The organism is Croceicoccus marinus (genome assembly GCF_001661675.2).
Taxonomy (GTDB): Bacteria; Pseudomonadota; Alphaproteobacteria; order Sphingomonadales; family Sphingomonadaceae; genus Croceicoccus; species Croceicoccus marinus.
On the sequence record NZ_CP019602.1, the window covers coordinates 1,402,388 to 1,426,600 of the forward strand.

Consider the following 24,213-nt stretch of genomic DNA (forward strand, 5'->3'; position numbering starts at 1 on the left):
TTTGCCGCGACCAGAATGCATAGGGACGGCAACTAATCCATGTTTCAGGTTTCAGAGCTGCCATTCCGGATCGTCCGACCTTTCTGCCGGTCAGAACGCGTCAGTTTGATGTCCGCTATCAGGCTACCGAGAATCCGCCTCTAATGACCGAAACTGGGCGCGAAGCTGACACGCTGGTTCGCCTTGAGAAATTTCCGCTATCTCGATTTGCGCTCTTAGAGCCTGATCCGAAATTAAGTTGAGTGGTATCAGCTGGTTAGCTTGACGCTTACCCAAGTCGTTGATTCAGCGGTTTTGCAACGAACCAAAGGAAATCAACGATGTGGACCGACACCACTCGCGCACTGTATGCCCGCGCGGAACTGGCATTGCCAAGTGATTTGACCGATGCCGAATGGGCGGTGCTGGAGCCGTTCTTCCCGCCACCTTCTCATGTTGGCCGCCCTCGCAAGTGGCCGCTGCGGCGGATTGTCGAAGCGATCCTGTATCTGCTGCGGGGCGGACTGCCATGGCGGATGCTACCGCCCTGCTTTCCGCCAGTCTCGACGGTGCGGCGCTGGTTCTACCTGTGGCGTGATAACAGGCTGTGGCTGTCGCTCAATCATGTCCTGTTGCTGATCGGGCGCGAAGCTGTAGGCCGCGAGGCGTCGCCAAGCGCCGGAGTGATCGACAGCCAGAGCGTCAAAACCACGGAAAGTGGCGGCCCACGGGGCTATGACGCAGGCAAGAAGATCAAGGGACGCAAGCGCCACATCCTCACCGACACCGATGGAAATCTCGTTCATGCGGTAATCCACACCGCCGACATCCAGGATCGTGATGGCGCACCGCTGGTGCTCGCCGAAATCATCCATCGCTTCCCGTGGCTACGGCATGTCTTCGCCGATGGCGGATATGCTGGCGACAAGCTCCGTCAGGCGTTGCGCAGGGTTGGTAAGTGGACCATCGAAATCGTCAAACGGTCCGACAAAGCAAAGGGCTTTGTGGTTCTCCCACGCCGCTGGGCTGTCGAGCGCACTTTGGCATGGCTCAACCGAAACCGGCGTCTCGCAAAGGACTTCGAGCAGACCATCGCCTCGGCAACCGCGTGGCTGTTCATCGCATCGATCCAGCTCCTCACGCGCCGCATCACAAGGCTATGAAATCACATCGGTTAGTTTTGAATCAGACTCTTAAAGGAGACGGACCAGTTCGTCCAACTTTGCCGATATAATATCGGCTAGAAACAAGGGGGCGCCCTTGTTCGCACCCAGGGTCTGCAATCGCGATCTCAAACGACAGGACCAGGTCGAACTACCAAAGTTGGTTGGTTGCGACACAGCGATCGGTCCGAATCCCGGCGCCATCGATTAGGGTGCAAACTTCCCCCTGATAATTACCTGCAATTTTTTGTTGCCGGCCACATGGCGCACGATGATGCCGTATCTTCGTTGTCCATCTGGCCCCTCAAAATCGGCAACTGCGTTTGGTAAGGCGCCGCGCCAAATGCAGCTGGAAGACATCAGCGCCGGTCTACCGCAAGCAAAAGAGATCTCACAACAACTAGGAAGATCTCAAGATGTCCGCCTCTCAGTCAATCGGCCCGCTCCTTCGCCGTCCCGAGGTCGAGCGAGAAACCGGTCTCAGCCGTTCCAGCATCTATGCTCGCATGGAATTGGGCACGTTCCCACGTCCACGGAGGATCGGTTTGCGTGCTGTCGCTTGGCCAGCTGCAGAAGTTGAAGCGTGGAAAGCGCAACAGCCCATTGCTTGACATGCGCCCTCACGTGGGGGCATTCGTGGGGGCACCAACTAGTTATCATACCGAATAATGACGAGAAACAGAAATAAAATTCATGCAGTATGATTCCCACCCTGTCCGCCATCCCTGCCCCTTTCATGACGAAACGGCGCCACCGGGGTTGATCCCGATAGGCCGCGGCATGTCGCCACCTAAAACTGTCCTGCAATGCTTGCAGAGACAAAGATCGTCAGATGTCCGCGTCCCCAAGATCGATCATGGCCTCGCCAACGCCCGCGGCGATCTTCCGGGCCTTGCTGCTTGCCGCCGCCCTGCTAGGCAGCGGTCCGGCTCTTGCCGCCGATGCCGCCGATGCCACTCCGCAGCAGGCGGAGCCTGCCGCGCCGAGCGATCCGTTCGGCAGGCAGACGCCGCGGTCCATGCAGATCCGGCTGTTCAACGCCCTCGGCTCGGGCGATGTCGAGGAGGTCGTTCCCTATGTCGAGGGAGCGGACGGCAGATCCGACGGATCGCGCCGGCAGGTCAGGGCCTTCATGGCCGCGCTCGACCGTCAGGGAGAGCGTGCCCAGCGGCTGAGCGTATCGATCGATCCCGAAGGCGACCTGGCCGACGGCCTGGCCCCCGATCTGGAGGAAATCAGCACGCTCGCGCTGTAAGGCGGGACGGTCCCCGTCTGTTCGGATCGCTGCCTGCCGCCGTGTCCGCCTGCCGGTCGGCGACGAGGGTGATGACCGACAAACCGATCGGCAGCATCATCAAGGTGGTGGCCGTATTCGACACCCACATCGACAGGAAGCCGATTGCCAGCATCAGGCCCAGCACGATGCGGCGCGGCTGGGTGCCGACCATGCGCAGCGTCAGAAGAGCAACCCGGCGGTGCAGGTTCCATTTCTGAAGCGCAATCGCGATCAGGAAGCCGCCAAGAAAGAGAAAGACGATCGGGCTGGCATAGGGCGCCGTCACCGCGGCCATCGAAAGCGGTGTCAGCACGGGCAGCAGAACGATCGGTAGCAGGAAGGTCGCTGCCATGGGAATGGCTTCGGTCATCCACCAGATCGCCATCCAGCTTGCAATCGCTGCCACCAGCCGGCCGTCGGCGGACAAACCCTATGCATCGTGCAGCAGCCACCAGACGAGGCACGCCGCGAGCGGCCCCAAGGCGCGGGCGATCCAGATCATCGCGTATGGATGGCGATTTGCCCCCAGCTCGTCAGAGCCATTCCCGGATCCGTTCATAGCGGCGCCCAACGAAGGACTGCAAGCGGCGGGGAATATGAGTTTAACGGCGGCGAAAACCGGATCTTAACCGGATTGATTTATATCAAGATCGCGAGGCAACACGGGTAATCGACATGTCGCGGCGGGAGCATGAGCGCGTCAGTTCTGAAAGGGAAGTTGAGTGCCGCGTCGACGGACGCAGCTTCATGGCCGTGCTTTATAACGTGTCGATCTCAGGCTGCCTGCTCGAGATCCCCCCGAACCGGCTGGCGGAAGACGATCGGGTGCATCTGAAGGACGGCAATATCCGCATGTCGGGCATCGTCGTCTGGCGAGACGAGCGACATGCCGGACTGCGTTTCGATCAGCCCCTGCACGAGGCTGTCGTTCGCTTCATGGGCTATGATCCGACCATCGGCGATCCGGTGCTGCCGACCGATCGTTTCGGGCGCGTCCTGCCCCGCTTGCCGCGTGGCGACCGGCAAAGGTTTGGCTGATGCCGCCGACGCGTATCGCCGCAGGTCGGAAATAGCCGCTCAGTTCTCGCAGATAAGCTGCAGCATTTCGAACAGCCGGTCGCGGTCCTTGGCCGTCACGCCCTTCATTACCCGGTCCTGCACGTTCACGACGGCCTCCATGCATTTTCTGGTCAGTTCGCGGCCATCATCCGTCAGGATCAGCGTGATGACGCGCTTGTCCGCCTCCGACCGCGTCCTTTTAAGCAGCCCTCGCTGTTCGAGCCTGTCCAGCGTGTAGGTAATCGCGGCCCCGTTCTGGAAGCGCAGGCGGGCAACCTCGCTGGGCGTGGATGCCCTGCCGTAATAGATCGTGCTCAAAACGCCGAACTGATGGGAACTGAGCGCGAATTCAGCCAGGGCGGCGTCAATTTCGTCGACGACCTTGTTGAAGCTTCTGCGCAGGTTGAACGCCACCGATCGTTCGAAGAACTGCTCTTCGAACACCGCATGGGCGGCCGGGTTGTGGCTGTCGGATTCGATCATAGGGATGCGATCACTGCGGATCTTCTTCACAATTCAGGCTCGGGAAAAATATTAGTTTGGTCATAACTGTCCAGGCCGCTCTGCGATCCGCAAAAAACGATAGGCGCGGATCTGCATGTGCAGCAATGGCGTTCGTCGGGTCTCGCGTTGCCAGGACAGCCAATCTGATAACAGTGTCGCGATCCGGTGAACAATAGATTTTATTACAATGGTTTGGCTCAGCGAGGGTCTATGGACATACCGGATCTCAAGCCATCCGTCCCCGTATGGGCTGCCGCGAAATCGGGCGCTGGCTCCCATCAAGACCTCGAACCCATCCTACCTTCCATTGCTACGGCAACCGGTTCAGTCCGCCATCGCCGCTTTCAGCCGTTCGAGCGCCTGCGCCTTCAGCTGGTGCACGCGCGGGATGCTGACGCCCAGCACGGCGGCGATCTCGCCGAGGTTCAGCTCCTCGACGAAATAGAGCTGTGTTATCATCTGCAGCCGCTCGGGCAGGTCGGCGATGGCATTTGCCAGTCGCTCGCCCTGCTCCGCCTGTTCCATGGCCTGGAGCCCGTCGGCCGAAGCGTCGGCGAAGGCGGCATTGCTGTCGGAGTAGCAGCTGTCGATGGCGTCGAAGCGCAACGGCTCGCTTTGCGCGCGGACAGAGGCGAACTCGCGCGCGTCCATGCCCATTGCGTCTGCCAGCTCGCCTTCGCTGGGGATCCTGCCGAGCTGCGAAGCCAGCCTGCGGCTTTCCTCCTCGATCTCGCGGCGCTTTCGGGCGGCGGTGCGGGTCGTCGGCGCTTCCCGCCGGATCAGGTCGAACATGGCCCCGCGCACCCGGGTCTTGGCATAGGCGGCAAAGGCATGTTCGCCCTGCCCGTCATGCCGCCGCACGCATTCGGTCAGCGCTATCAGCCCGACCTGGATCAGGTCCTCGATCTCGATACCGGGCCTGCCGCTGCCGTGGGCATGCCAGGCCAGTTTCTTGACCATCGGCATGAAGGCCCTGATGCGGTGTTCGGCTTCTCCGGCATAGGCTCGTCGCGCCTCGTGCCGGGGGTTGCCGGCGATTGCGATATGCTCGTGTCTCATGCTGCCATTTCCATCTGGGCATCCAATGCGTTGGTGGCGGAGGCGCCGATCACCTCGATGACTTCGATGGGCTGGCTGGCCGGCAGCTCGCAGATCGAGATGACGACGCATTCGGGCGTGCGCTGGCGCACCAGCGACGCGATCGCTCGCCGCGATTGCGGCTGAACGACAAGCGCTGGCGCAGTGGCCGAGGGGCCGCGCTCATCGGTGATCTGCTTCACCTGGCGGGCGATCGTCGCGGCAAGGTCGGGTTCGATCACCGGCCAGCCGGTCACCGGGTCGCGCAGACCCTGCAGGATGGCGCTTTCCAGCCCTCCATCCAGCGTGATGACCGGCAGGGCACGAGACGGCGAGCAGATGCGCCCTACGATGGTGGAACCAAGATCGCCGCGCACCCTGTCGACAAGCGCGTCGTGATCCTGCGTCGCCTGCACCGCGCGCGACAGGCTGGCGAAGATCGGGACGGGATGGCTGATCGGAATGCCGTCCTCCAGCAGGCTGCGCAGCACGCGCGTGACCGCGGCCAGCGACAATGGCTGCGGATGAAAGGTCTCGACCAGGCTTGCCGAATGCTGCCTCGTCGCCTCGATCAGCGCGCGCACCTCATCGGGACCGAGAAGATCGTGGGCGCGCTCTGCCAACAGCTGGTTGAGATGGGTCGCGACCACCGTGCCGGGGTCCACCACCAGAAAGCCCGCTGCCGTCGCGTGGTCGCGGTTGCCCCTGTCGATCCAGATTGCCGGGCAATTGAAGCTTGGATCGCGCGTCTCCTCGCCCTTGAGATGATGGACCGCGCTGGCCTCGCCCGTGTCAATTGCGAGCAAGCGGTCGGGCTGGATGGTCGCGCCGCCCAGCATCACTCCGCCCAGCATGATGCGATAATCGTAAGGCGCCATGTCGAGCGCATCGCGCAGCCGGAACTGGGGGACGACAAAGCCGAAATTGCGCGACAGCTGCTTGCGGACGCCGGTGATGCGGGCGATCAGCGGCGAACCCTTCTTCTCATCCACCAGCGGCACCAGGCCATAGCCGAATTCAAGGCTTACCAGCGTCAGGTCCGACACGTCCGCCAGCTCGATGCGGTGGGGATCGGCCAGCGCGGCCACTTCGGGCAGCGGTTCGGGGCGGGCAGCGCGTTTCTTCAGCGCGTGGGCCAGCCAGAACGCCCCGCCCGCGGCGGGAAGGAAGATGGACTGCGGCATGGCGGGGATCATCCCCACCGCCGCCAGTACCACGCCCACGGGCAGCCAGCTGCGCGGATCGGCGAACTGGCCGCCGATCTGCCCAGCTAGGTCCCGCGAATCCGACACGCGGGTCACGATCACCGCCGCCGCGATCGACAGCAGCAGCGACGGCACCTGCGCCACCAGGGCATCGCCGATGGCAAGCTGGATATAGGTCTCGGCCGCTTCGCCAGCGGACAATCCATGGGTGATCATGCCAAGGCAGAGCCCCGCGATGATGTTCACCGCCAGGATCAGCAGGGCCGCGACCGCATCGCCCTTCACGAATTTCGACGCACCGTCCATCGAGCCATAGAAATCCGCTTCGGTCGCGACTTCGCGGCGGCGGGCCTTGGCTTCATCGGCGGTGAGTATGCCCGCCGCCAGATCGGCGTCGATCGCCATCTGCTTGCCCGGCAGCGCGTCGAGCGTGAAGCGGGCCGAAACCTCGGATACGCGGCCTGCACCCTTGGTCACGACGACCATGTTGATGATCATCAGGATCAGGAAGACGAAGATCCCCACCGCGAAATTGCCGCCGATCAGGAACGCTCCGAAAGCCTCGATCACATGACCCGCCGCGGCGCCGCCTTCATGGCCGTGGACCAGCACGACGCGGGTCGACGCGACGTTCAGGGCCAGTCGCAGCAGCGTCGCGAACAGCAGGACCGAGGGAAACGACGAGAAATCCAGCGGCTTCTGCGCATTCATCGCGGCCATCAGGATCGCCACCGACAGCGCGATGTTCAGCACGAACGACACGTCGAGCAGGATCGCCGGGACCGGGACGATCATCAGCAGCATCAACGCGATGATGCCGCCCGGCAATGCCATCGCGCTGAGATCGGCGGCGCGCCGCGAGGATGCGGAAGCCGTCACAGCCCGAACCTTTCGAAGCGGGCATAGGCGGCCTGCACCGCCGGCGGCGCTGCCTGGCCGGTCGCTCCGAAGATGGATTGCAGGCTGTCGGTCATCGACCGGCCGCCAGCCATGCGCGACTGGACCGGGGCGGCGATCGCAGGTGCGGGCGCCGCCATCGGGCTTGTGGGCGTGAGCGGAGCGAAGGCGTCGCCGCCCGTCATGGCGCCTGCGACCTTGCCCTCTATCACCGACATCACTTCCCGCAGGCTGCGTTCGCTGCCCGAACCGTCGCGGAAAATGCCGCGATTAGCCGCACTGGCCGACGGCAGGAGCGCAGTGGCCGAAGCGTTTGGATCGCGGGCCAGCGCGTTCAGGAAGCGCGAGGCATCGCCGCTGCCGAGGAAATGGCCGAGATAGAGTTCGGCAGCATTCGGCTGCCGGCCCAGCGCGCGGGTTATCTCGATCCGGTTGTCGCCGGCAAGCTCGCCCGCCATCAGGGCGGATGCTGCGGGATCGTAGCGCAGGCCCATGATCCGGCCCGCCAGCGCGCCATCGGTAATGCGCCCGTTCGCAATCGCCGCGCTGGCCCAGCCCAGCCCGTGTTTCGCGCCGTGCCGTTCCAGCGTGCTGAGCCAGGTGGCATTGGTGAACTGGAACAGCCCCGCCGCGCTGGATGTTGCCGCTTTCGCCTGCGGGTTCAGCGAGGATTCGATCCGTGCCTGCGCCAGCAGGAAATCGAAATTCTCTCCGGTCCGGTCGGCGGCGCGGGCGATATCGGCGCGGATCGCTGCGCTGGTGGCTTTGATTGCCGAGCTCGCGGGCGGGATCGCGGTTGAACTGGGTCCACTCATTCAGATAAGTCCTGTCGGCTTTGGTGACAGGACCATCCAAGCAATTAGCGTGCCAGTTTACGCCTTCGCATAAAGCCTGGCGCCGTACAGGCGGGGCGAGCCGCTGAGCATGTCGATGCGGGCAGCGATATTGGCGGCGACCAGGTTGCGCATCTGGCGGTTGACCTCGTTCGCGTCGCGGGCGGCGCGGCTCATCGCGCGGCATTCCTCGTCGAAGGTAGCAAGGTCGGCGCTTTCAAGCCTGTCGCACAGGCCCAGCTTGTCGCGCGCGGCCATCGTGATCGCGTCGAGGTCGAGCCCGGCAATCGCCTGCCGCTCCGCCTCGAGCACGGCAAGCATCTGCCGCAGCGCTTCCTTGAGTGTCATCGTCTCGCTCACTTTCCGGTCCTGAGGAACATTCCGGCCGCGATCATCGCGTCTGCAATCCTGTGCGGGACCAGCGGATAGGTGCCCTGTTCGATCGCCTTGCGGATTTCGGCGACGCGCTGGGCATCGACCGGCGGTGCGCCCGGATCGAGCGCGTCCGACAGCGCCAGCCCCCCGGCGGCGGCGGCAGTTGAAGCGGCCCGTGCCGGGGCGGATGTCGCCCCAGCGGCCGGGTTCAGCCGGGTCGCGCCCGTGAAGACGGGGCGGATCGGTCCGATTTCGTGCGATGCCATTTGCGCGTTTCCCTAACAGCGGTCCGATCATCAGGACGGACGCCGCGGCGCACATTTAAGGGCTTTGGCGGAAACGGCGCCTAGCCGGTCGAGAGCGTGACCACGCCGGGGGCCGCGATGCGGACGCGCATGACCTCGGCGGGGCGGTTGCCGGGGACGGCGGGGCGGACCTTGATCCAGTCGCCGACCGCGCCGCCTTCCATCGCCTGTCCGGGGCGGGAGATCGAGAAGCCCTGCCCCGCGATCGAGATCGTGACCGAATCCCCGCGCTGGACGGCGACTGCCGCTTCTTGCGCGGCGGCGGCAGGCAATGGCCGCACCGGCATGTAGAGCCGCCATCCGCCCGCATCGGGGCATTGCAGGACCAGCGTGTCGCGCTGCTCGCTGCGCCAGGCGATGTCGACGCGCGCGGCGCAGGGCCGCAGTTTCAGCCTGCGGTCGAGCGGCTGCATCGCGCCGCCTTCCTCGCCGATGGCGGCGCCGGTGTAGTCGGCGATCCGCAGGTCGAGCGCGGCAAGATCCTGCACCGGGCCGGAAGCGGCGAGCAGGACGGCGACAAGGGCGGAGGCGTGCGTCATCGAATGGCCTTTCGGGTTGCTTGGGCCATTCGTTGCAAAGGCCGTGCCAAGGTCGGCGGCAGCCCTTGCCGGTTGACACAGGCGACACGTCCTACAACCGCTGTCACCCCCTGGAGGGCGGCGGAAATGCGCGGGTTTCGGGGCTCTGGTTGACACCATGGGGGGCCGGAAAGATCGACGGTGTGAAAGAGCCTTTCGCCGCCATGGCGACCGGCAAGGGCCTAGGCGCGGGGCGGCGTGTAGGACAATAAATTCGCCAGGCCCCCGCGCTCCGGCGGCCCATCGGCGCGCCCGTCTATCGGTCGAAGGAGAGGGTTGCGCCGGTTTCCCCGCTGCCGGGTACCAGCACGATGCGGGCGGGCAGGCCCGCGCTCGCCGCCTCTGCCGCAAGGCTTGCGGCGCGGTCCATGGCGTTTTCGGTGTCTGCGGGATCGTAGCCGAGCGTGATCTGCAGGCTGGCCGCCCCGCCCGCCGGTTGCTGCGCGATCCAGTCGGCCAGCGGCGGCGCGCCGGGCGAAGGGCGGTAGATCGCCTGGGGGACCGGGTCGGGCGCGGTATCGGGCAGTGCAGCCCCGTCCGCATAAGACGCGGTGACGATGAACAGGATCAGCGCCAGATCGGCCAGCATGATCGCCCATGCCGCCCCGCCCGCTTTCGCATGGCCGATATTCGGCAAGGCCGCGGGCATCAGGCTGCCTCTACCGCATCAGGCAGCGGCAGCGGGTGCACTACCGCGCCTTCCAGCTGCCAGGCGGTCCAGCGCATCAGCTCGTCGCGGGCCTGCTCCTCCGCCTCGCCCGAACGGCGGATCGCCTCGGCCAGCGGGGTCAGCACCAGCTGCGCCAGCAGCACGCCGTACAGCGTGGTCAGCACTGCTCCGGCCAGGGCGGCGTTCATCCCCTGCCCCGGATCGGCGGGCAGCTGCGAGAGCGCCAGCAGCGTGCCCGCAAGGCCAAAGGCGGGCGCGTTTTCCGCCGCCATCGCCAGCACCGCGAAGGCGCGGCGATTATCGGCCACGCGGCGCGCGCGGAAACGCGTCATCTGCTTGTGGAACAGCGGGATCGAGCGCGCTTCGATCATCGCCTCTGCCGCCTGCTGGCTGGCGCGGTCGCGGAAATAATAGGGCTCGGTCCGCACCAGCCCGTCGATCCGCACATCCTGCACCATGCGCGCCAGATCGCTGCGCAGCGCATCCTCGTCGAACTCACGCGAGGCGAGATGGCGGATCGTCGCCCAGGTCGCGCGGCATTCGCCCAGCCCCGCGCGCAGCACGGTCGCCAGCATCGTGCCGCCGCCGACGACGACGGCGGAGACGGGATCGATAAGCGCGCTGAAATCCATGGGCCCTGTTGCTCCTTGCCCGATCCATAACGGCCGGGCCGGCGGGATTTTCAGGGGCGGCGCGCGATTGCCGCCTGTCCGGCAAGCGCTTGCCGCCGCGCTTGCCGCATCGGCCCCGGCCACAGGAAAACCGCCGTTCCGCATAATGTGTCCGCGAGTTGGCACGGCTCTTGCTTGTACATCCGGCGAACCATTGTCGCAGCAAGGAAAGGCCGATCATGCCTGGCGATCTTTTTGGAATACATGGGTCCGCGCTGCAATTGCGCTCGGCGCGCATGGGCGTGCTGGCGTCGAACATCGCCAATGCCGGGACCCCCGGATACAAGGCGCGCGACATCGACGTCACCGCCGCGCTGGCGCGTGTGCAGGGCGGCGGCAGCGTCGAGCAGGCCGCAGACGGCGCGACCCTGTTCCGCGTGCCGGTGATCGCCTCGCTCGACGGCAATACGGTCGAGCTGCAGAACGAGCAGATCGCCTTTTCCGAGAATGCCGTGGGCTATGCCGCCACGCTCGACCTGATCCGCGGACGGGTCGAGACGGTCACCCGCGCGATCCGGGGAGAGTGATCGTGGCCGGCCCCAACTCAGTCAATCGCCCCTTGAACGCCTTCTCCCTCGCCCAGCGCGGCATGTCGGCGCAGATGGTCCGCATGAACGCGGCGGCATCGAACCTTGCCAATGCCGGTTCGGTCGCCGCCAGCGAGGGCGAAGCCTATCGCCCGGTGCGCGCCGTCTTCGCCGAGGATCTCGACCGCGCGAGCGGCCAGTCGACCGTGCGCGTCCGGTCGGTCGTGCGCGAGAATACCGCCCCCACCCGCCGATACGAACCCGGCCACCCGCTGGCCGACGCCAATGGCGAGGTCTGGGTGTCCCCCGTCGACGAGAATGCCGAGATGGTCGAGATGCTGGAAGCGTCGCGCCAGTACCAGAACATCGTCGAGGCCCTTTCCACCACCAAGCAGCTGATGCTCGACACGATGAGGCTCAAATGACGATTTCCCCGGTTAATTCCGCCAGCGCGGCCGCGCCCGCCGCAGGCCCCGCGGCAGGCCCCGCGGCAGGCAAGGCGGGCGGCGGTTTCGCGGCGCTCGACCAGTCCGATTTCCTGCGGCTGATGACGGTGCAGATGCAGCACCAGGATCCGTTCGACCCGGTCGATAACAAGGAGATGCTGGCCCAGATGGCGCAGTTCTCGCAGCTGTCCGCCAGTTCCGAGACGACCAGCGTGCTCGAACAGATTTCCGCCAAACTCGACGCACTCGCGGCGCTTGCTGCGAACAAGGAGTAAATTCGCATGTCCTTCTACACTTCGCTGAGCGGGCTGAAGAACGCCCAGGCCGGGCTGAACGTCACCGCCCACAATATCGCCAATGCCGAGACGAGCGGCTTCAAGAAATCCAGCGCCAATTTCGCCGACCTGGTCGCGGGATCGGCCAATGCCGATCCGCGCATGATGATCGGGATCGGGTCGTCGGTGGATTCGATCACGCAGAACTTCGACGTCGGCCCGATCGAGCAGACCGGCGCGTCGCTGGACCTGGCGATCACGGGCGACGGGTTCTTCTCGACCGTGTCGCTGGCCGACGGCAAGACGCTCTATACCCGCAGCGGCGGTTTCGGCATCGACGAGACCGGCAATGTGCAGGACGGCAAGGGCAATGTGCTGCAGGTGTTCGCACCGGGCGCCGATCCGGCGGCGGGTGCGCCCGTGGGCGCGGTCGTCCCGCTGGTGAACGGCGCGGGCAGCGAGTTCGCGGGGATCACGGTGGGCAGCGACGGATCGATGATCGCGTCCTATGCCGATGGATCCAGCGCGGTGATGGGCACGGTGGCGCTGGCCAATTTCACCGCGCCGACGGGGCTGCGCCAGATGGGATCGTCCAACTGGACCTCGACCGGCATTTCGGGTGCGGCAGCCTATGGCGCGCCCAATGTGGGCCGCAACGGCGGGATCATGTCGGGCGCGATCGAGCGGTCGAACGTCGACCTGTCGGAAGAGCTGGTCAGCCTGATCACCGCGCAGCGCTATTTCCAGGCGAATGCCAAGGCGATCGATACGGCGACCCAGATCAGCCAGACGATCATCAACCTGCGGACCTGATCATGGACCGGCTGATCTATTCCGCGGTGTCGGGCATGAGCGCCAGCATGGTGCGCCAGCGCGCCATCGCCAGCAATATGGCCAATGCGCAGACCACCGGCTTCAAGGCCGAGATCTTCGATTCCCGCCCCGTCACCCTCGACGGCGGCCCGGTCGAGGTGCGCGCCCAGAACCGCACCGAGGTGCGCGGCGCGCAGATGGCGGACGGCGAGGTGAGCGATACCGGAAACCCGCTCGACATCGCGATGCAGGGCCATGTGTTGCTGGCGGTGCAGGCGCCCGACGGCAGCGAGGCCTATACGCGGCGCGGCGATCTGTCGATCTCGCCCAGCGGCGTGCTGCAGACCGGCGACGGATTGCCGGTGATCGGCGATGCCGGTCCGGTGACGGTGCCGCTGGGCGGCGATGTCGCGATCGCGCCCGACGGGGCGATCCTGCTGTCCGATCCAGCCGTGCCCGCGGCTGCACCTGAACGGATCGGCCGGCTGAAGCTGGCGAGCGCCACCGGCAGCGAGCTGGTCAAGGGCCTGGACGGGCAATTCCGCGTGCGGGGCGGCGGGGTTCTGCCCGACGATCTCGACGCGAAACTGATCACCGGCGCGCTGGAGGGATCGAACGTCGTCTCCAGCGAAGTCCTGGTCGAGATGATCGAGGCGCAGCGCCTGTTCGAAATTCGCACCAATGTCGTCTCCACCGCGCGCGATCTGGATGAGAGCGCGGCGCGGCTGATGCGTCTTTCATAAGGGAATTTACCGATGCCTAGTTCAGCACTTCACGTCGCCCGCACCGGGCTTGAGGCGCAGGATGCGCGCATGCGCGTCATCGCCAACAATCTTGCCAATGTCGGCACCACCGGCTTCAAGCGCGACCGCGCCAATTTCGCGACGCTTGCCTATCAGGCCGCGCGCGTGGCCGGGCAGCAGAGCAGCAACCAGACCGAATATGCCGAGGGTCTGAACCTGGGCACCGGGGTGCAGATCCAGTCGACCAGCCGGATCGTGACGCAGGGCACGCTGAACAACACCGGCAATGCGCTGGACCTGGCGCTGGACGGCGACGGCTATTTCCAGATCGAGATGCCGGGCGGACAGATGGGCTACACGCGCGCGGGCAATTTCACGCGCTCTGCCGATGGCCTGCTGGTGACGTCGCAAGGCTATGCCGTGCAGCCGCAGATCACCATTCCCGAAGGCATTACATCGCTGACCATCAGCGACGACGGCACCGTATCCGCCATGGTGGCGGGCGATGCGGAGCCGGTCGAGCTGGGCCAGATGACCATCGCCAATTTCGCCAATCCGGGCGGGCTGCGACCGATCGCGGGCAACTACCTCGAGGAGACCGCCGGCAGCGGCCCTGCCCTGCTGGGCGTCGCGGGCGAGGAAGGGCGCGGCCATGTGCAGCAGGGAATGCTGGAAGGCAGCAACGTCAATGTCGTGCAGGAACTGGTCGACATGATCGAGACGCAGCGCGCCTATGAGATCAATTCCAAGATGATCTCGTCCGTCGACCAGATGCTGCAGAACGCGAACCAGACGCTGTGACCATGCGCCTCGTCCTTTCGCTCGTCGTGCTTGGCAGCACATCGGCTCTGCAGGCGCAGGATGCCGATGTCGCCTATCGGCCCGCCCTGCCCCTGCCGCCGCCTCCCCCGGCGGCGAATGGCGCGATCTTCCAGCCTTTTCACGGCTATGTCGGATTGTACGAAGGGAACCGCGCGCACCGCGTGGGCGACCTCGTCACCATATTGCTGGTCGAAAGCACCATCACTTCGAAATCCGTCAGGTCCAAGAACGACCGCAGCGGCAGCCTGTCTCTGGTGCCGCCGCTGTCCGGTCCGTTCGCGTTTCTTTCCCCCAGCGACCTTAAAGCCGCGGGCGCGGCGTCGTTCTCTGGAAGTGGAAGCGCGGGGCAGAACAGCACGATCGCCACCGCGCTGGCCGTGACCATCGTCGAGGTGTGGCCCAACGGGACCGCGCTGGTGCAAGGGGAAAAGAACATGTTGCTGAGCCAGGGAGAGGAATGGGTGCGCTTTCGCGGCATCATCCGCCTGGCCGATGTCGACGCGGAAAACACCGTGATGTCCAGCCGGGTGGCCGATGCCTACATCGAATATTCCGGCAAGGGCGCGTTGCAGCGGGCGAGCAGGCCCGGCTGGCTGTCGCGTTTCTTCAACATCATCAGCCCCTTTTGACCGGAGCCAGCGATGCGCCGCTTTCTTCTTATCCTTGCCGCCCTGTGCACCGGCCTGCTGCCCGCGACGGCGCAGGCGGAGCGGGTACGCGACCTTGGCCAGTTCCAGGGCGTGCGTTCCAACCAGCTGACCGGATACGGCATCGTCGTCGGGCTTCCCGGCACGGGCGACGACAATCTGGAATATGTGACGCAGGCAATGAAGGGCGTGTCGGGCCGCATGGGCCTGCAGCTGCCGCCGGGCGTGCAGCCTGCGCTCAAGAACGCTGCTGCCGTGATCGTCACCGCCGACCTGCCCGCCTTTGCCAAGCCCGGCCAGCGGATCGACGTGACCGTGTCTACCATGGGCAAGGCCAAGTCGCTTCGCGGCGGGGCGCTGATCATGACGCCCTTGTATGGCGCCGACGGGCAAATCTATGCGATGGCGCAAGGCAACCTGGCCGTGGGCGGCCTGGGCGTGTCCGCTGCCGACGGGTCGAAGCTGACCGTCAATGTCCCCACCGTGGGCCGCATTGCCGATGGCGGCAGCGTGGAACGCGCGGTCGCGACCGGCTTCGATAGCGGCGAGGTGCTGCGCTATAATTTGTTCAACGCCGATTTCCTGACCGCGAGCCGGGTGCGCGATGCGATCAATCGCATGCTGCCCGGCACCGCCAGCATCGAGGACGGGGTGACACTGGCGCTGCGACTGCCCGCGGGCAGCGACCGCCGTGCCAGCCTGATGGCCGCGATCGAGATGCTGGAAATCTCGCCCGCCGAGACGCCCGCGCGCGTGATCGTCAATTCGCGCACCGGCACCGTCGTGATCAACAGCGCCGTCCGCCTGTCGCCCGCCGCGATCAGCCACGGTACCTTGACGGTCCGCATCGACGAGAACCCGATGATCGTCCAGCCCGGACCGTTCAGCGACGGCCGCACCGCGCTGGAGCCCAATTCCGAAATCTATGTCGGCGAGACCGGTGGACAGGTCGCCCTGTTCGAACCCGGCGCCTCTCTGTCCGAGATCGTCGATGCGCTGAACCTGCTGGGCGTGGGCGCGTCGGACCTTGTCGCAATCCTGGAAGCGCTGAAGCAGGCAGGCGCGCTCAAAGCCGAAATGGTGATCCTGTGAGCATTTCGATCGATTCCGCCCGCGCGCCCCGCCCTTCCGGCCCTTCCCCGGCGAGCGAGCACGCGCAGCTTGCCGAAGCGGCCAGGAACTTCGAGGCGATCTTCCTGCGCCAGATGCTGTCGGCGGCGCGTGACAGTTCGATCCGCAGCGATCTGTTCGGGTCGAACGGGTCGGACACTTTCAGGCAGATGCGCGACGATGCCTTTGCCGACATCGCTTCCGAACGCGGCGTGCTGGGTCTGGCCGATTTGATCGAGGCGCAGATGTCCAGCAATCTCAAGGGTTAAACGCGATGGCTTCAGATCTTATCTCGATCGCCCGCAGCGGCACGCGCACGGCGCGCCAGGCACTGGACATCGCGGCGAACAATATCGCCAATGCCTCGTCCCAGGGCTATGTCCGGCGCAGCGCGCAGATGAACGAGGTGGTGGCGACTGGCGGATTGTCGGCGGTCGGCAATCTCTCGCTGTCGGGCGTGCGGCTGAACGCGGTGATCCGCAATGCCGATGCCTTTCGCCAGTCCGAGGTGCGGCGCACCGGGTCCGACCTGTCGCGCGCCAATGCCGAATTGTCGGGCCTGTCCAACATTGAAAGCGCGCTGGAAAAGAGCGGTCTGTATGAGGCGGTCGTCGGGTTCGAGGCGGCGCTGAACCGGCTGGCGTCCGATCCGGTCGACCGCTCGCTGCGGGCAGCCGCGCTGGAAGCGGCGCGCGGGATGGCGACGGTTTTCAACCTGGCCGATGCGGCGCTGACCGCAGCGGGCGGAGGCACCGCCTTCGAAGCCGCCGCCGATGTGGACCAGGTCAATCTGCTGACCGGCGAGCTGGCGACGATCAATCTGAAACTGTCGCGCAGCGTGGGCGGATCGGGCGACCAGGCGGCGCTGCTCGACCGGCGGGACCTGCTGCTGGGCCAGCTGTCGGAAAAGATCGGCATTCATGCGCAGGTCGCGCCCGACCAGACCGTGCAGGTCCGGGTCGGCGATGCCGGGGGACCGATGCTGCTGACCGGCAGCACCGCCTCGGCCATGACGATGACCAGCGCGGCGGACGGCACGCTGTCCTTCGCCGCGGGCGGTGCGGGATTCGTCCCTGGCGCCGGATCGCTGGCGGGCCATGCGCAGGCACTGGACGAGCTGGCCGATGTGAAGGCGCGGCTAGATGCGCTGGCGATGGGTGTCGCGGATGCCGCCAATGATGCGCAGGCGAATGGCGCGGCGCTGGACGGCAGCGCGGGGCTGCCGATGTTCGGTGGAACCGGCGCGGGCGACATGGCACTGGCCATCGATGACGGGGCGATGATCGCGACCGCGCCTGCCGGTTCGCCCGCTGGCAGCCGCGACGGATCCAACCTTGCCGCGCTGAGCGCCGCGCTTTCGGCCGGCGGCGCCGCGTCCGGCCTGGACGGCTTGCTGTTCGACGTGTCCGCCATGGTGAATGGCAAGACCGTGACGCGCGATACGCTGGCCAGCATCGCCGGCAACGCCGCGATCGCGCTGCAGTCGCAGGCTGGCGTCGACCTCGACGAAGAGGCGGTCAATCTCGTGCGCTTCCAGCAGGCATTCCAGGCGTCTGGCCGCGTCATGCAGGTGGCCGGCGACCTTTTCGACACCATCCTCGGCATCAGGTGAGGCAGACATGACCATCAATCCCACCGGCACCACCGCATTCTATGCCCGCGCGCGCAGCGACATGACGGCGCTGCGCAAATCCGCCGAAAAGACGCAGGGCCAGCTTTCGACCGGCGAGCGGCTGGAAAAATCCTCCGACGATCCGGTCGCCGCATCGCGGCTGCGCACGCTGGCGCGCGCGGACCGGCTGGCCGCGGTCGACGTGTCGAACACCAATCGCGCGGCGGGCGACCTGGGGCTGGCCGATAGCGCGCTGACCTCTATCGCGGATCTGGTGACGCGGGTGCGCGACCTGTCGATCCAGGCGGGTTCGGAAACGCTGAACGACAAGCAGCGCGCCGCCATCGGGATCGAGGTCGGCGAGATCCACACCCAGCTGGTCGCGCTGGCCAATGCCCGCGACATGGGCGGCCACGCGCTGTTCGGCGGCGCGACCACGGGCGAGGCCTATGGCATCGATGGCGCGGGCCAGGCGGTCTATCAGGGCACCGCCGACGCGGGCGAGATCGAGCTGGGCGAAGGGCAGACGGTCATCCGTTCGCTGACCGGGCCGGAGATCTTCACCGCGGACCTGAACGGCACGCCGGTCAATCTTCTGGGCATCGTCAAGGATCTGTCGCTGGCGCTGGCGGGCGGGGTTGCCGATCCGGCGCAGGCGGCGCGCGATGCGCTGTCCGGGCTGACCGCCGGGGTCGAGAATATCGCGACCAACCAGACCGTGGTGGGCGCCCGCCTGGTCTGGCTGGATTTCGTCGCCGGGCGCCAGACCGACCTTGGCGAGATGCGCGCCGCCGACAAGGCCGAGACCGGCGGCGTCGACATCGCCGAGGCCATGATCCGGCTTCAGGAAACCATGACCGTATTGCAGGCCAGCCAGGCCGGTTTCGCTCGCCTTTCTGGGCTGAGCCTGTTCGATCACATCCGCTGAACAATCCAGCGCAAGCAACGGAAATTGCATCATGTTCGCAGCAATCGGTATCGTCATCCTGCTTGTCATGGTGTTCGGCGGCTTCGCCCTCACCGGCGGTGCGCTGGGCCCGGTCATGCATGCCGTCCCGCACGAGATGCTGATCATCGGCGGCGCGGCGATGGGCGCGGTGATCGCGGGCAATTCGATGCACGAGCTGAAGGCCATCGGGTCGGCGCTGGGGCGGGTGTTCAAGGGACCCCGGCATAGCAAGCAGGACCACATGGACGTGATCGTGCTGAGCAGCCGACTGATGAAGATGCTGCGAAGCGAGGGGCCGGTCGCGGTCGAGAGCCACGTGCAGGATCCGCAAAACTCGGCCATATTCAGCGAGTTCCCGCGGCTTCTTGCCAATGGCCCGCTGATCGACCTGCTCTGCGACGCGATCAGCCTGCAGGTCGTGTCCTCGGGATCGCTGGAGCCGCATGCGGTGGAAGAGGTCATGGACAATGCCATGAAGACCCATTTTCACGGCCTGCACGAGCCTCAGCACGCGCTGCAGAACCTGGCCGATGCGCTGCCCGCGCTGGGTATCGTGGCTGCCGTTCTGGGCGTGGTGAAGACCATGGGTTCGATCGACGAGCCGCCATCGGTGCTGGGCGGGATGATCGGGTCGGCGCTGGTCGGTACCTTCCTCGGCGTGTTGCTGGCCTATGGCATCGTCGGCCCGCTGGCCGGGCGGCTGAAGCAGATCAACGAGCAGGACGAGCAGATCTTCCACGCGGTCAAGCAGGTCATCATCGCCAGCCTGCACGGCTGGCCGCAGCCGCTGGTGGTGGAAAGCGCGCGGTCGGGACTGGGCCATGCCTTTCGTCCCGGCATGAACGAGATGCTCGACGCGATGCGGGGCAAGTAGGGGCATGGCAAGCGCTCCGGTCGATCCCGGTTTCGAGGGCAGGAACAGCCGCCCCATCATCGTCAGGAAGGTGACGGTGGTCGCGGGTGGGCATCACGGCGGGGCGTGGAAGGTCGCCTATGCCGATTTCGTCACCGCGATGATGGCGTTCTTCCTGCTGCTGTGGCTGCTGAACGCCACGACCGAGGAGCAGAAGCAGGGCCTGGCCGATTATTTCGCCCCTACCCTTGTGCAGATGCGCGAAAACAGCGCGGGCAGCAACGGGCTGCTGGGCGGCGCTTCGCTGTCGCAGATGAACAGCGCGTCCAACGGCAAGGCCGATAACGGGCACATGACCATCGCGCCGCCGCGCGATTCCACCGGTCAGATCAAGCGGTCAGAGGAAACGCGCCGCGCGGTCGAACGCATGCTGCGATCGACGCCGCAATTGCGCCGGCTGGCGCGGCAGGTGCGCCTTGTCCCCACGCTCGAGGGTATTCGCATGGACCTGGTCGACGATTCGGATTTCGCGATGTTCCACCTGGGCACCACGGTGCTGACCCCCGATGCGCGCGCCTTGCTGGGCGCGATTGCCGGGGCGGCGGCTGCGCAGGACACGCAGATGACACTGCGCGGCCATACCGATGCCCTGCCCTGGCGTGACGGCGTGCCGGGCAACAACTGGTCGCTGTCGGCCGGGCGCGCCGAGGCGACCCGGCTGGAACTGCTGCGCGGCGGGATCGCGAAATCGCGCTTCGCCCGCATAGAGGGGGTTGCCGACCGCGAACCCCTGATCGCCGACAACCCCGAGGATCCCCGCAATCGCCGGATCTCCATCACTGTTCTGGACTGATCATGACTGCAAACCGCAAGCGCGACAGGGCGTGCGTCGAAGGCATCTGCCGCTATCGTTCGGGTAGCGGGATCGCGGTGCCGGTGAGAATTTCCGACCTGACCGAGGAAGGCTGCCGGATCAGCTCGATCCCGCGGAACCTGGAATCGGGCGACCGCATCTCGATCAGCATCGACACGCTGGCGCCTCTGTTCGCCACCGTCCGCTGGGTCGATCGGGGCCGCGCGGCGGGGCTGAAGTTCGACAACCCGCTCTATCCCTCGGTCTTCGACTGGCTGCTTTCGAGCATACGGGCGCACTGACCGCCCCCTTCCCTGCGGCGAACGGCCCGGCGGCTATTGCCGCCGCGCCGACACGCGAGTAAATTGCGCGCCATCCCGTAACGAGGATGAGCGCCATGCCGCAGCGTCACGCGATCCGCTCTTGCACCGTTCCCGTCCTGCTGCTGGCCCTGCCGGCGTGCTGGGAGGAATCCTCGGCCACGCAGGCTTTGCCGGACACGGCTACGTCCGTTTCCGATGACGAGATCTTCGCGGCGGCCGGGTTCACCCGAAGCGGTGGCCACTGGGCCAAATGCGGCGATCCCGGCACGATCAGCTATCAGGCGGGAGAGATTGCCGATCGCGGCGACTTCAACGGCGATGGACTGCCCGACGCGGTGGTGGTCGAGGGCGGCACCTATTGCTTTGGCATGACGGGTATGGGGTACACGCTGGTCAGCCGCCAGCCGGGCGGCCAGTGGCGGATCATGGACGAGCGGCCCGGCATCCTCGAATTCCTGGATACCAGGGGCACGGACGGCTGGCCCGATATCGAAGTGGGCGGACCCGGCTTCTGCTTTCCGGTGATCGGCTGGAACGGCAGCAGTTACGAAACGGTCCGCTGGGAATATGAAGGCAAGGCATGCCAGCGCCCTTGATGACGCCGGCACGCGAAAAAGGCCCGGCGGTATGATACCGCCGGGCCCGAACAACCGCCCGCATCGGGGGGAAACTGATGCGGGCGATGGCCCTCTTTCGCTAGCGCCTTAGCGCAGCAGCGACATCACGTTCTGCTGGCTCTGGTTCGCCTGGCTCAGCATCGCGGTCGATGCCTGCGACAGGATCTGCGCCTTGGCGAGCGCGGTCGTTTCGACCGAATAATCGGTGTCCTCGATCCGCGAGCGCGCATCCGACAGGTTCGTCACGTTGCTGGTCAGGTTGTTGACCGCCGATTCCAGGCGGCTCTGGCCGGCACCCAGCGAGGCGCGGGTGGTCGCCACCCCAGCCAGGGCGGTATCGATCGAATCGATAGCGGCGGTCGCGCCGGCGGCGGTTGCGATATTGATGCCGCCGGTCACGGTCACATCGCCTTCGGGCAGATAGAACGTGTCGTCCTGAGCGAGGGTAACGGTGTTGCCGATGTCAGCCGTGGTGACGGCGGCCCCGCCCATGGTGGCGCTGAAGGCGACGTCTTCGGCGGTCACGGTACGTTCGCTGCCGATCAGTGCGTGGCCGGCGGCAAGTGCCGTGCTGAGGCCGCCCGGGGTGCCCACGCCTGCCGCGCCGCTGACGGGCACCAGGTTGAGCTGGGTGATCTTGAGGTTCAGCTGATCGGTCGAGTTGGCGCCGACCTGGATCGTGATGTTTTTGTCCGCGGTCGCATCGAACAGCGCGACGCCGTTGAATTCGGTATCGGCGATGTCGACGAGCTGCTTCTGCAGTTCGGTGACTTCAGCCTGCAGATAGGTGCGGTCCGTATTCTGATAGGTTCCCGACGACGACTGGACCGACAGTTCGCGCATCCGCTGGAGGATGTTGTTCACTTCGCTCAGCGAGCCTTCGGCGGTCTGCGCAAGGCTGATGCCGTCGTTGGCGTTGCGGATCGCCTGGCTCATGCCGCGGATCTGCGAGGTCATGCCGGTCGAGATGGCAAGGCCTGCCGCATCGTCCTTGGCGCTGTTGATGCGCTTGCCGGTCGACAGGCGCTCCATCGCGGTGCCCAGCTGGCGATTGGCCGAGATCGAGGCATTCGATGCCTTCATGGCCGAGATATTGGTGTTGATTACGGACATAGTGAAACTCCTGGTCTCTAGACTTCCTGGTCTAAGGTTTTTCCCGGTCGGCCAGGCTTCCAATCGGCCCGGCTGCCACAGGGAAAAGCGGACGTTGCAGCGCAAGTTTAAGGGGGCTGGATCGAATTTCCCTCCGATCCGGACGCAATGCTTAACCGCTAGGTAGAAGTCCCTATCCGCATCCCGGAATTCGTTTGCGAACCCCAGCCTAAAAGCGGCTTCGAACGATGCACATTAAGGGGGGAAACTTGGTGTCAGCGGTCCATTACACCGAAAATGCGCGTGCCCGTCACGGCGCGTTGATACAAAGAATGTCTTCCATCTGCGGGATCACGCTGGGCAGCGGGCCGGTCTTCGTCCGCGATGCGGGCGAGGATGCGCCGCCCCCACCCAGGGCCCGCGTGGTCGAGTTTTCGCGCGGCGAGGCACTGACCATCACCCGCAAGGGAGCGCGCCATGTCGCGGTCACCTATGCCGACGCCATGTCGGACGGCGCACTGGCTGCCGCGCTTTGCGCGATGTCAGGGCCCGAAGACCCCATCGCGGGCGATCCCGAAAGCCTGGCGATCTTTGCGCTGGCACAGCGGATTGCCGCCAGTGACATTCCCGTGCTGATCAACGGCCCCACCGGCACCGGCAAGGAAGTGCTGAGCCGCTTCGTCCATTCGCGCAGTTCGAGGGCGGACAAGCCATTCATCGCGGTCAATTGCGCCGCCATGCCGGAAACGATGCTGGAAGCCATGCTGTTCGGTTACCAGAAGGGCGCGTTCACCGGGGCCAATGCGGCAAGCGAGGGCTTCATCCGCGCCGCCGACGGGGGCAGCCTGCTGCTGGACGAGATCAGCGAGATGCCGCTGGCGCTGCAGGCCAAGCTGCTGCGCGCGCTGCAGGAACAGGAAGTCGTGCCGATCGGCGCAAGCGTTCCGGTCAAGGTCGACGTGCGCATCATCGCCGCCGCCAACCGCGACCTGCCGCTGGAAGTGGCCGAGGGGCGCTTCCGCCAGGACCTCTATTACCGGCTCAACGTCTTTCCGCTGGGGCTGGAGGCGCTGGAGCGGCGTCCGCAGGACGTGGCCCTGCTGGCGCAGGCGATGCTGATGCGCCATTCGCCCGCCCTGGGTCCGGTGCCCTGCATCGCGGACAGCGCGATCGAGGTGCTGAAGGACCACGACTGGCCGGGCAATGTGCGCGAGCTTGAGAACGTGATCCGCCGCGCGCTGCTGCTGGCGGATGGCGCGCTGTCCATCGGGGCGGAGCATGTGATGTTCGACCGGGGACCTGCCCGCATGGAACGCCGCGAAGAACCGCGCGAGAGCGCGCGTGTCATTCCGCTGAAGCCCGCGGTCCGCGAAACAGCGGTCCGCGAGGAAGCCTGCCTGTCGAGCGTCAAGCAGGAGTCCGAGACGCGCGCGATCCTGCAGGCGCTGGAGGATTGCGACGGCAACCGCCTGCGCACCGCCGACCGGCTGGGCATTTCCGAACGCACCTTGCGCTACCGCCTCGCCTCGATGCGCGAAGCCGGCGTCGAGATCGAGCGATATGCCAGCGGAGGCGCGCAATGTCGCCGATAGGAAGCGCGGGCTCTGCCGTGAGCGTCCAGCAGATCATCGACCTGCGCAACCAGATCATCAATCGCAGCGATGCGCTGCAGAACATCCATGCGCCCGAAACCGATGCGGCCCGCGCCGCCGGACCCGCACCCAGTTTCGACGCCACGCTGCAATCGATGCTGGGCAGTGTGAACGCGGCGCAGACCCGTGCGGACGATGTCGGCGCCGCCTATCAACGCGGCGAGGTGACCGACGTGGCACAGGTCATGCTGGCCCGCCAGGAAGCCGGCGTCGCGTTCGAGGCGACGCTGCAGGTGCGCAACAAGCTGCTGTCCGCGTACCAGGACATCATGCGGATGGGGGTCTGA

General features: G+C 65.8%; 32 protein-coding genes. 21 read left to right on the top strand and 11 right to left on the bottom strand.

All coding sequences use genetic code 11. The annotated features are described in order from the left end of the window. Positions 1 to 320: 320 nt before the first annotated feature. The 3 genes from A9D14_RS06685 to A9D14_RS06695 all read left to right on the top strand — a co-directional run bounded on the left by A9D14_RS06685 (position 321) and on the right by A9D14_RS06695 (position 2,397). Positions 321 to 1,142: an IS5 family transposase gene (locus tag A9D14_RS06685; RefSeq protein ID WP_066561326.1), complete on the top strand. Its 822-nt coding sequence runs from the start codon at positions 321 to 323 to the stop codon at positions 1,140 to 1,142. A gap of 416 nt (positions 1,143 to 1,558) precedes the next feature. Next, a complete protein-coding gene (locus tag A9D14_RS06690; RefSeq protein ID WP_083987736.1) occupies positions 1,559 to 1,753 on the top strand; it encodes a helix-turn-helix transcriptional regulator in 195 nt (64 codons plus the stop codon). Between the two features lie 245 nt (positions 1,754 to 1,998). Next, positions 1,999 to 2,397 carry a hypothetical protein gene (locus A9D14_RS06695; protein WP_066844311.1) on the top strand — a complete coding sequence of 133 codons (399 nt, stop codon included), beginning with the start codon at positions 1,999 to 2,001 and terminating at the stop codon, positions 2,395 to 2,397. Here the strand turns inward: A9D14_RS06695 and A9D14_RS06700 are convergent. Next, positions 2,378 to 2,845, bottom strand: coding sequence for an SLC13 family permease (locus A9D14_RS06700; RefSeq protein ID WP_198302063.1), 468 nt, complete (start codon positions 2,843 to 2,845; stop codon positions 2,378 to 2,380). The genes A9D14_RS06695 and A9D14_RS06700 overlap by 20 nt on opposite strands. A gap of 248 nt (positions 2,846 to 3,093) precedes the next feature. Between A9D14_RS06700 and A9D14_RS06705 the strand changes: the two genes are divergently transcribed. Continuing rightward, entirely contained in the window at positions 3,094 to 3,456 is a 363-nt protein-coding gene (locus A9D14_RS06705) for a PilZ domain-containing protein (RefSeq protein WP_066844327.1), read from the top strand. 39 nt (positions 3,457 to 3,495) lie between these two features. Here A9D14_RS06705 and A9D14_RS06710 read toward each other — a convergent pair whose 3' ends face one another. From A9D14_RS06710 to A9D14_RS06750, 9 genes are all read right to left on the bottom strand, one after another. Beyond that, positions 3,496 to 3,960 (bottom strand): MarR family winged helix-turn-helix transcriptional regulator, encoded by a 465-nt coding sequence (locus A9D14_RS06710; protein WP_066844331.1) that lies wholly within the window; start codon positions 3,958 to 3,960, stop codon positions 3,496 to 3,498. A 345-nt stretch (positions 3,961 to 4,305) separates the two neighbouring features. Beyond that, positions 4,306 to 5,040: a sigma-70 family RNA polymerase sigma factor gene (locus A9D14_RS06715; protein WP_066844334.1), complete on the bottom strand. Its 735-nt coding sequence runs from the start codon at positions 5,038 to 5,040 to the stop codon at positions 4,306 to 4,308. Continuing rightward, complete coding sequence (locus tag A9D14_RS06720) at positions 5,037 to 7,097, bottom strand: flagellar biosynthesis protein FlhA (protein ID WP_066844337.1); 2,061 nt, start codon at positions 7,095 to 7,097, stop codon at positions 5,037 to 5,039. The genes A9D14_RS06715 and A9D14_RS06720 overlap by 4 nt, the downstream gene beginning before the upstream one ends. Positions 7,098 to 7,138: 41 nt before the next feature. Beyond that, the gene (locus A9D14_RS06725; RefSeq protein ID WP_232468848.1) at positions 7,139 to 7,975 is read right to left on the bottom strand and encodes a lytic transglycosylase domain-containing protein; all 837 of its coding nucleotides are present in this window, start codon (positions 7,973 to 7,975) and stop codon (positions 7,139 to 7,141) included. Between the two features lie 57 nt (positions 7,976 to 8,032). Continuing rightward, the gene (locus A9D14_RS06730; protein WP_232468850.1) at positions 8,033 to 8,353 is read right to left on the bottom strand and encodes a flagellar protein FlgN; all 321 of its coding nucleotides are present in this window, start codon (positions 8,351 to 8,353) and stop codon (positions 8,033 to 8,035) included. Next, a complete protein-coding gene (gene flgM, locus A9D14_RS06735) occupies positions 8,350 to 8,634 on the bottom strand; it encodes a flagellar biosynthesis anti-sigma factor FlgM (protein WP_066844340.1) in 285 nt (94 codons plus the stop codon). Before flgM ends, A9D14_RS06730 begins: the two co-directional genes overlap by 4 nt. An 80-nt stretch (positions 8,635 to 8,714) precedes the next feature. Further along, positions 8,715 to 9,212 carry a flagella basal body P-ring formation protein FlgA gene (locus A9D14_RS06740; protein ID WP_066844342.1) on the bottom strand — a complete coding sequence of 166 codons (498 nt, stop codon included), beginning with the start codon at positions 9,210 to 9,212 and terminating at the stop codon, positions 8,715 to 8,717. Between the two features lie 295 nt (positions 9,213 to 9,507). Continuing rightward, positions 9,508 to 9,900, bottom strand: coding sequence for a hypothetical protein (locus A9D14_RS06745; RefSeq protein WP_066844346.1), 393 nt, complete (start codon positions 9,898 to 9,900; stop codon positions 9,508 to 9,510). Beyond that, positions 9,900 to 10,553, bottom strand: a complete 654-nt coding sequence (locus tag A9D14_RS06750) for a MotA/TolQ/ExbB proton channel family protein (protein ID WP_066844358.1) — start codon at positions 10,551 to 10,553, stop codon at positions 9,900 to 9,902. Before A9D14_RS06750 ends, A9D14_RS06745 begins: the two co-directional genes overlap by 1 nt. 218 nt (positions 10,554 to 10,771) lie before the next feature. On the opposite strand from A9D14_RS06750, the gene flgB reads away from it, so the two are divergent. The 15 genes from flgB (at position 10,772) to A9D14_RS20005 (ending at position 21,161) form a co-directional block, all read left to right on the top strand. Next, complete coding sequence (flgB, locus tag A9D14_RS06755; RefSeq protein WP_066844361.1) at positions 10,772 to 11,119, top strand: flagellar basal body rod protein FlgB; 348 nt, start codon at positions 10,772 to 10,774, stop codon at positions 11,117 to 11,119. Between the two features lie 83 nt (positions 11,120 to 11,202). Continuing rightward, the gene (gene flgC, locus A9D14_RS06760) at positions 11,203 to 11,544 is read left to right on the top strand and encodes a flagellar basal body rod protein FlgC (RefSeq protein WP_415877354.1); all 342 of its coding nucleotides are present in this window, start codon (positions 11,203 to 11,205) and stop codon (positions 11,542 to 11,544) included. Then, positions 11,541 to 11,840, top strand: coding sequence for a flagellar hook assembly protein FlgD (locus A9D14_RS06765; RefSeq protein ID WP_066844367.1), 300 nt, complete (start codon positions 11,541 to 11,543; stop codon positions 11,838 to 11,840). Before flgC ends, A9D14_RS06765 begins: the two co-directional genes overlap by 4 nt. Before the next feature lie 6 nt (positions 11,841 to 11,846). Continuing rightward, positions 11,847 to 12,653: a flagellar hook-basal body protein gene (locus A9D14_RS06770; protein WP_066844369.1), complete on the top strand. Its 807-nt coding sequence runs from the start codon at positions 11,847 to 11,849 to the stop codon at positions 12,651 to 12,653. A 2-nt stretch (positions 12,654 to 12,655) separates the two neighbouring features. Continuing rightward, positions 12,656 to 13,396 carry a flagellar basal body rod protein FlgF gene (locus A9D14_RS06775; protein WP_066844371.1) on the top strand — a complete coding sequence of 247 codons (741 nt, stop codon included), beginning with the start codon at positions 12,656 to 12,658 and terminating at the stop codon, positions 13,394 to 13,396. A 12-nt stretch (positions 13,397 to 13,408) separates the two neighbouring features. Next, complete coding sequence (flgG, locus tag A9D14_RS06780; protein ID WP_066844373.1) at positions 13,409 to 14,197, top strand: flagellar basal-body rod protein FlgG; 789 nt, start codon at positions 13,409 to 13,411, stop codon at positions 14,195 to 14,197. Between the two features lie 2 nt (positions 14,198 to 14,199). Further along, positions 14,200 to 14,847, top strand: coding sequence for a flagellar basal body L-ring protein FlgH (locus tag A9D14_RS06785; protein WP_066844383.1), 648 nt, complete (start codon positions 14,200 to 14,202; stop codon positions 14,845 to 14,847). A gap of 12 nt (positions 14,848 to 14,859) precedes the next feature. Continuing rightward, positions 14,860 to 15,957: a flagellar basal body P-ring protein FlgI gene (locus A9D14_RS06790; protein WP_066844386.1), complete on the top strand. Its 1,098-nt coding sequence runs from the start codon at positions 14,860 to 14,862 to the stop codon at positions 15,955 to 15,957. After that, positions 15,954 to 16,244 carry a rod-binding protein gene (locus tag A9D14_RS06795; RefSeq protein ID WP_066844389.1) on the top strand — a complete coding sequence of 97 codons (291 nt, stop codon included), beginning with the start codon at positions 15,954 to 15,956 and terminating at the stop codon, positions 16,242 to 16,244. The genes A9D14_RS06790 and A9D14_RS06795 overlap by 4 nt, the downstream gene beginning before the upstream one ends. 5 nt (positions 16,245 to 16,249) lie before the next feature. Further along, the gene (flgK, locus tag A9D14_RS06800; RefSeq protein ID WP_066844392.1) at positions 16,250 to 17,587 is read left to right on the top strand and encodes a flagellar hook-associated protein FlgK; all 1,338 of its coding nucleotides are present in this window, start codon (positions 16,250 to 16,252) and stop codon (positions 17,585 to 17,587) included. Between the two features lie 7 nt (positions 17,588 to 17,594). Continuing rightward, positions 17,595 to 18,515, top strand: coding sequence for a flagellin N-terminal helical domain-containing protein (locus tag A9D14_RS06805; RefSeq protein WP_066844395.1), 921 nt, complete (start codon positions 17,595 to 17,597; stop codon positions 18,513 to 18,515). A 31-nt stretch (positions 18,516 to 18,546) separates the two neighbouring features. Then, the gene (motA, locus tag A9D14_RS06810; RefSeq protein WP_066844399.1) at positions 18,547 to 19,410 is read left to right on the top strand and encodes a flagellar motor stator protein MotA; all 864 of its coding nucleotides are present in this window, start codon (positions 18,547 to 18,549) and stop codon (positions 19,408 to 19,410) included. 4 nt (positions 19,411 to 19,414) lie between these two features. Further along, positions 19,415 to 20,242: a flagellar motor protein MotB gene (locus A9D14_RS06815; RefSeq protein WP_066844404.1), complete on the top strand. Its 828-nt coding sequence runs from the start codon at positions 19,415 to 19,417 to the stop codon at positions 20,240 to 20,242. A gap of 2 nt (positions 20,243 to 20,244) precedes the next feature. Beyond that, positions 20,245 to 20,544, top strand: coding sequence for a PilZ domain-containing protein (locus tag A9D14_RS06820; protein ID WP_066844406.1), 300 nt, complete (start codon positions 20,245 to 20,247; stop codon positions 20,542 to 20,544). Between the two features lie 95 nt (positions 20,545 to 20,639). Beyond that, positions 20,640 to 21,161: a hypothetical protein gene (locus tag A9D14_RS20005; protein ID WP_087910554.1), complete on the top strand. Its 522-nt coding sequence runs from the start codon at positions 20,640 to 20,642 to the stop codon at positions 21,159 to 21,161. A gap of 108 nt (positions 21,162 to 21,269) precedes the next feature. Here A9D14_RS20005 and A9D14_RS06830 read toward each other — a convergent pair whose 3' ends face one another. Continuing rightward, complete coding sequence (locus tag A9D14_RS06830; protein ID WP_066844409.1) at positions 21,270 to 22,295, bottom strand: flagellin N-terminal helical domain-containing protein; 1,026 nt, start codon at positions 22,293 to 22,295, stop codon at positions 21,270 to 21,272. A gap of 311 nt (positions 22,296 to 22,606) precedes the next feature. On the opposite strand from A9D14_RS06830, the gene A9D14_RS06835 reads away from it, so the two are divergent. Continuing rightward, positions 22,607 to 23,866: a sigma-54 interaction domain-containing protein gene (locus A9D14_RS06835; RefSeq protein ID WP_066844412.1), complete on the top strand. Its 1,260-nt coding sequence runs from the start codon at positions 22,607 to 22,609 to the stop codon at positions 23,864 to 23,866. Continuing rightward, positions 23,854 to 24,213, top strand: a complete 360-nt coding sequence (gene fliE, locus A9D14_RS06840) for a flagellar hook-basal body complex protein FliE (RefSeq protein WP_066844415.1) — start codon at positions 23,854 to 23,856, stop codon at positions 24,211 to 24,213. Before A9D14_RS06835 ends, fliE begins: the two co-directional genes overlap by 13 nt.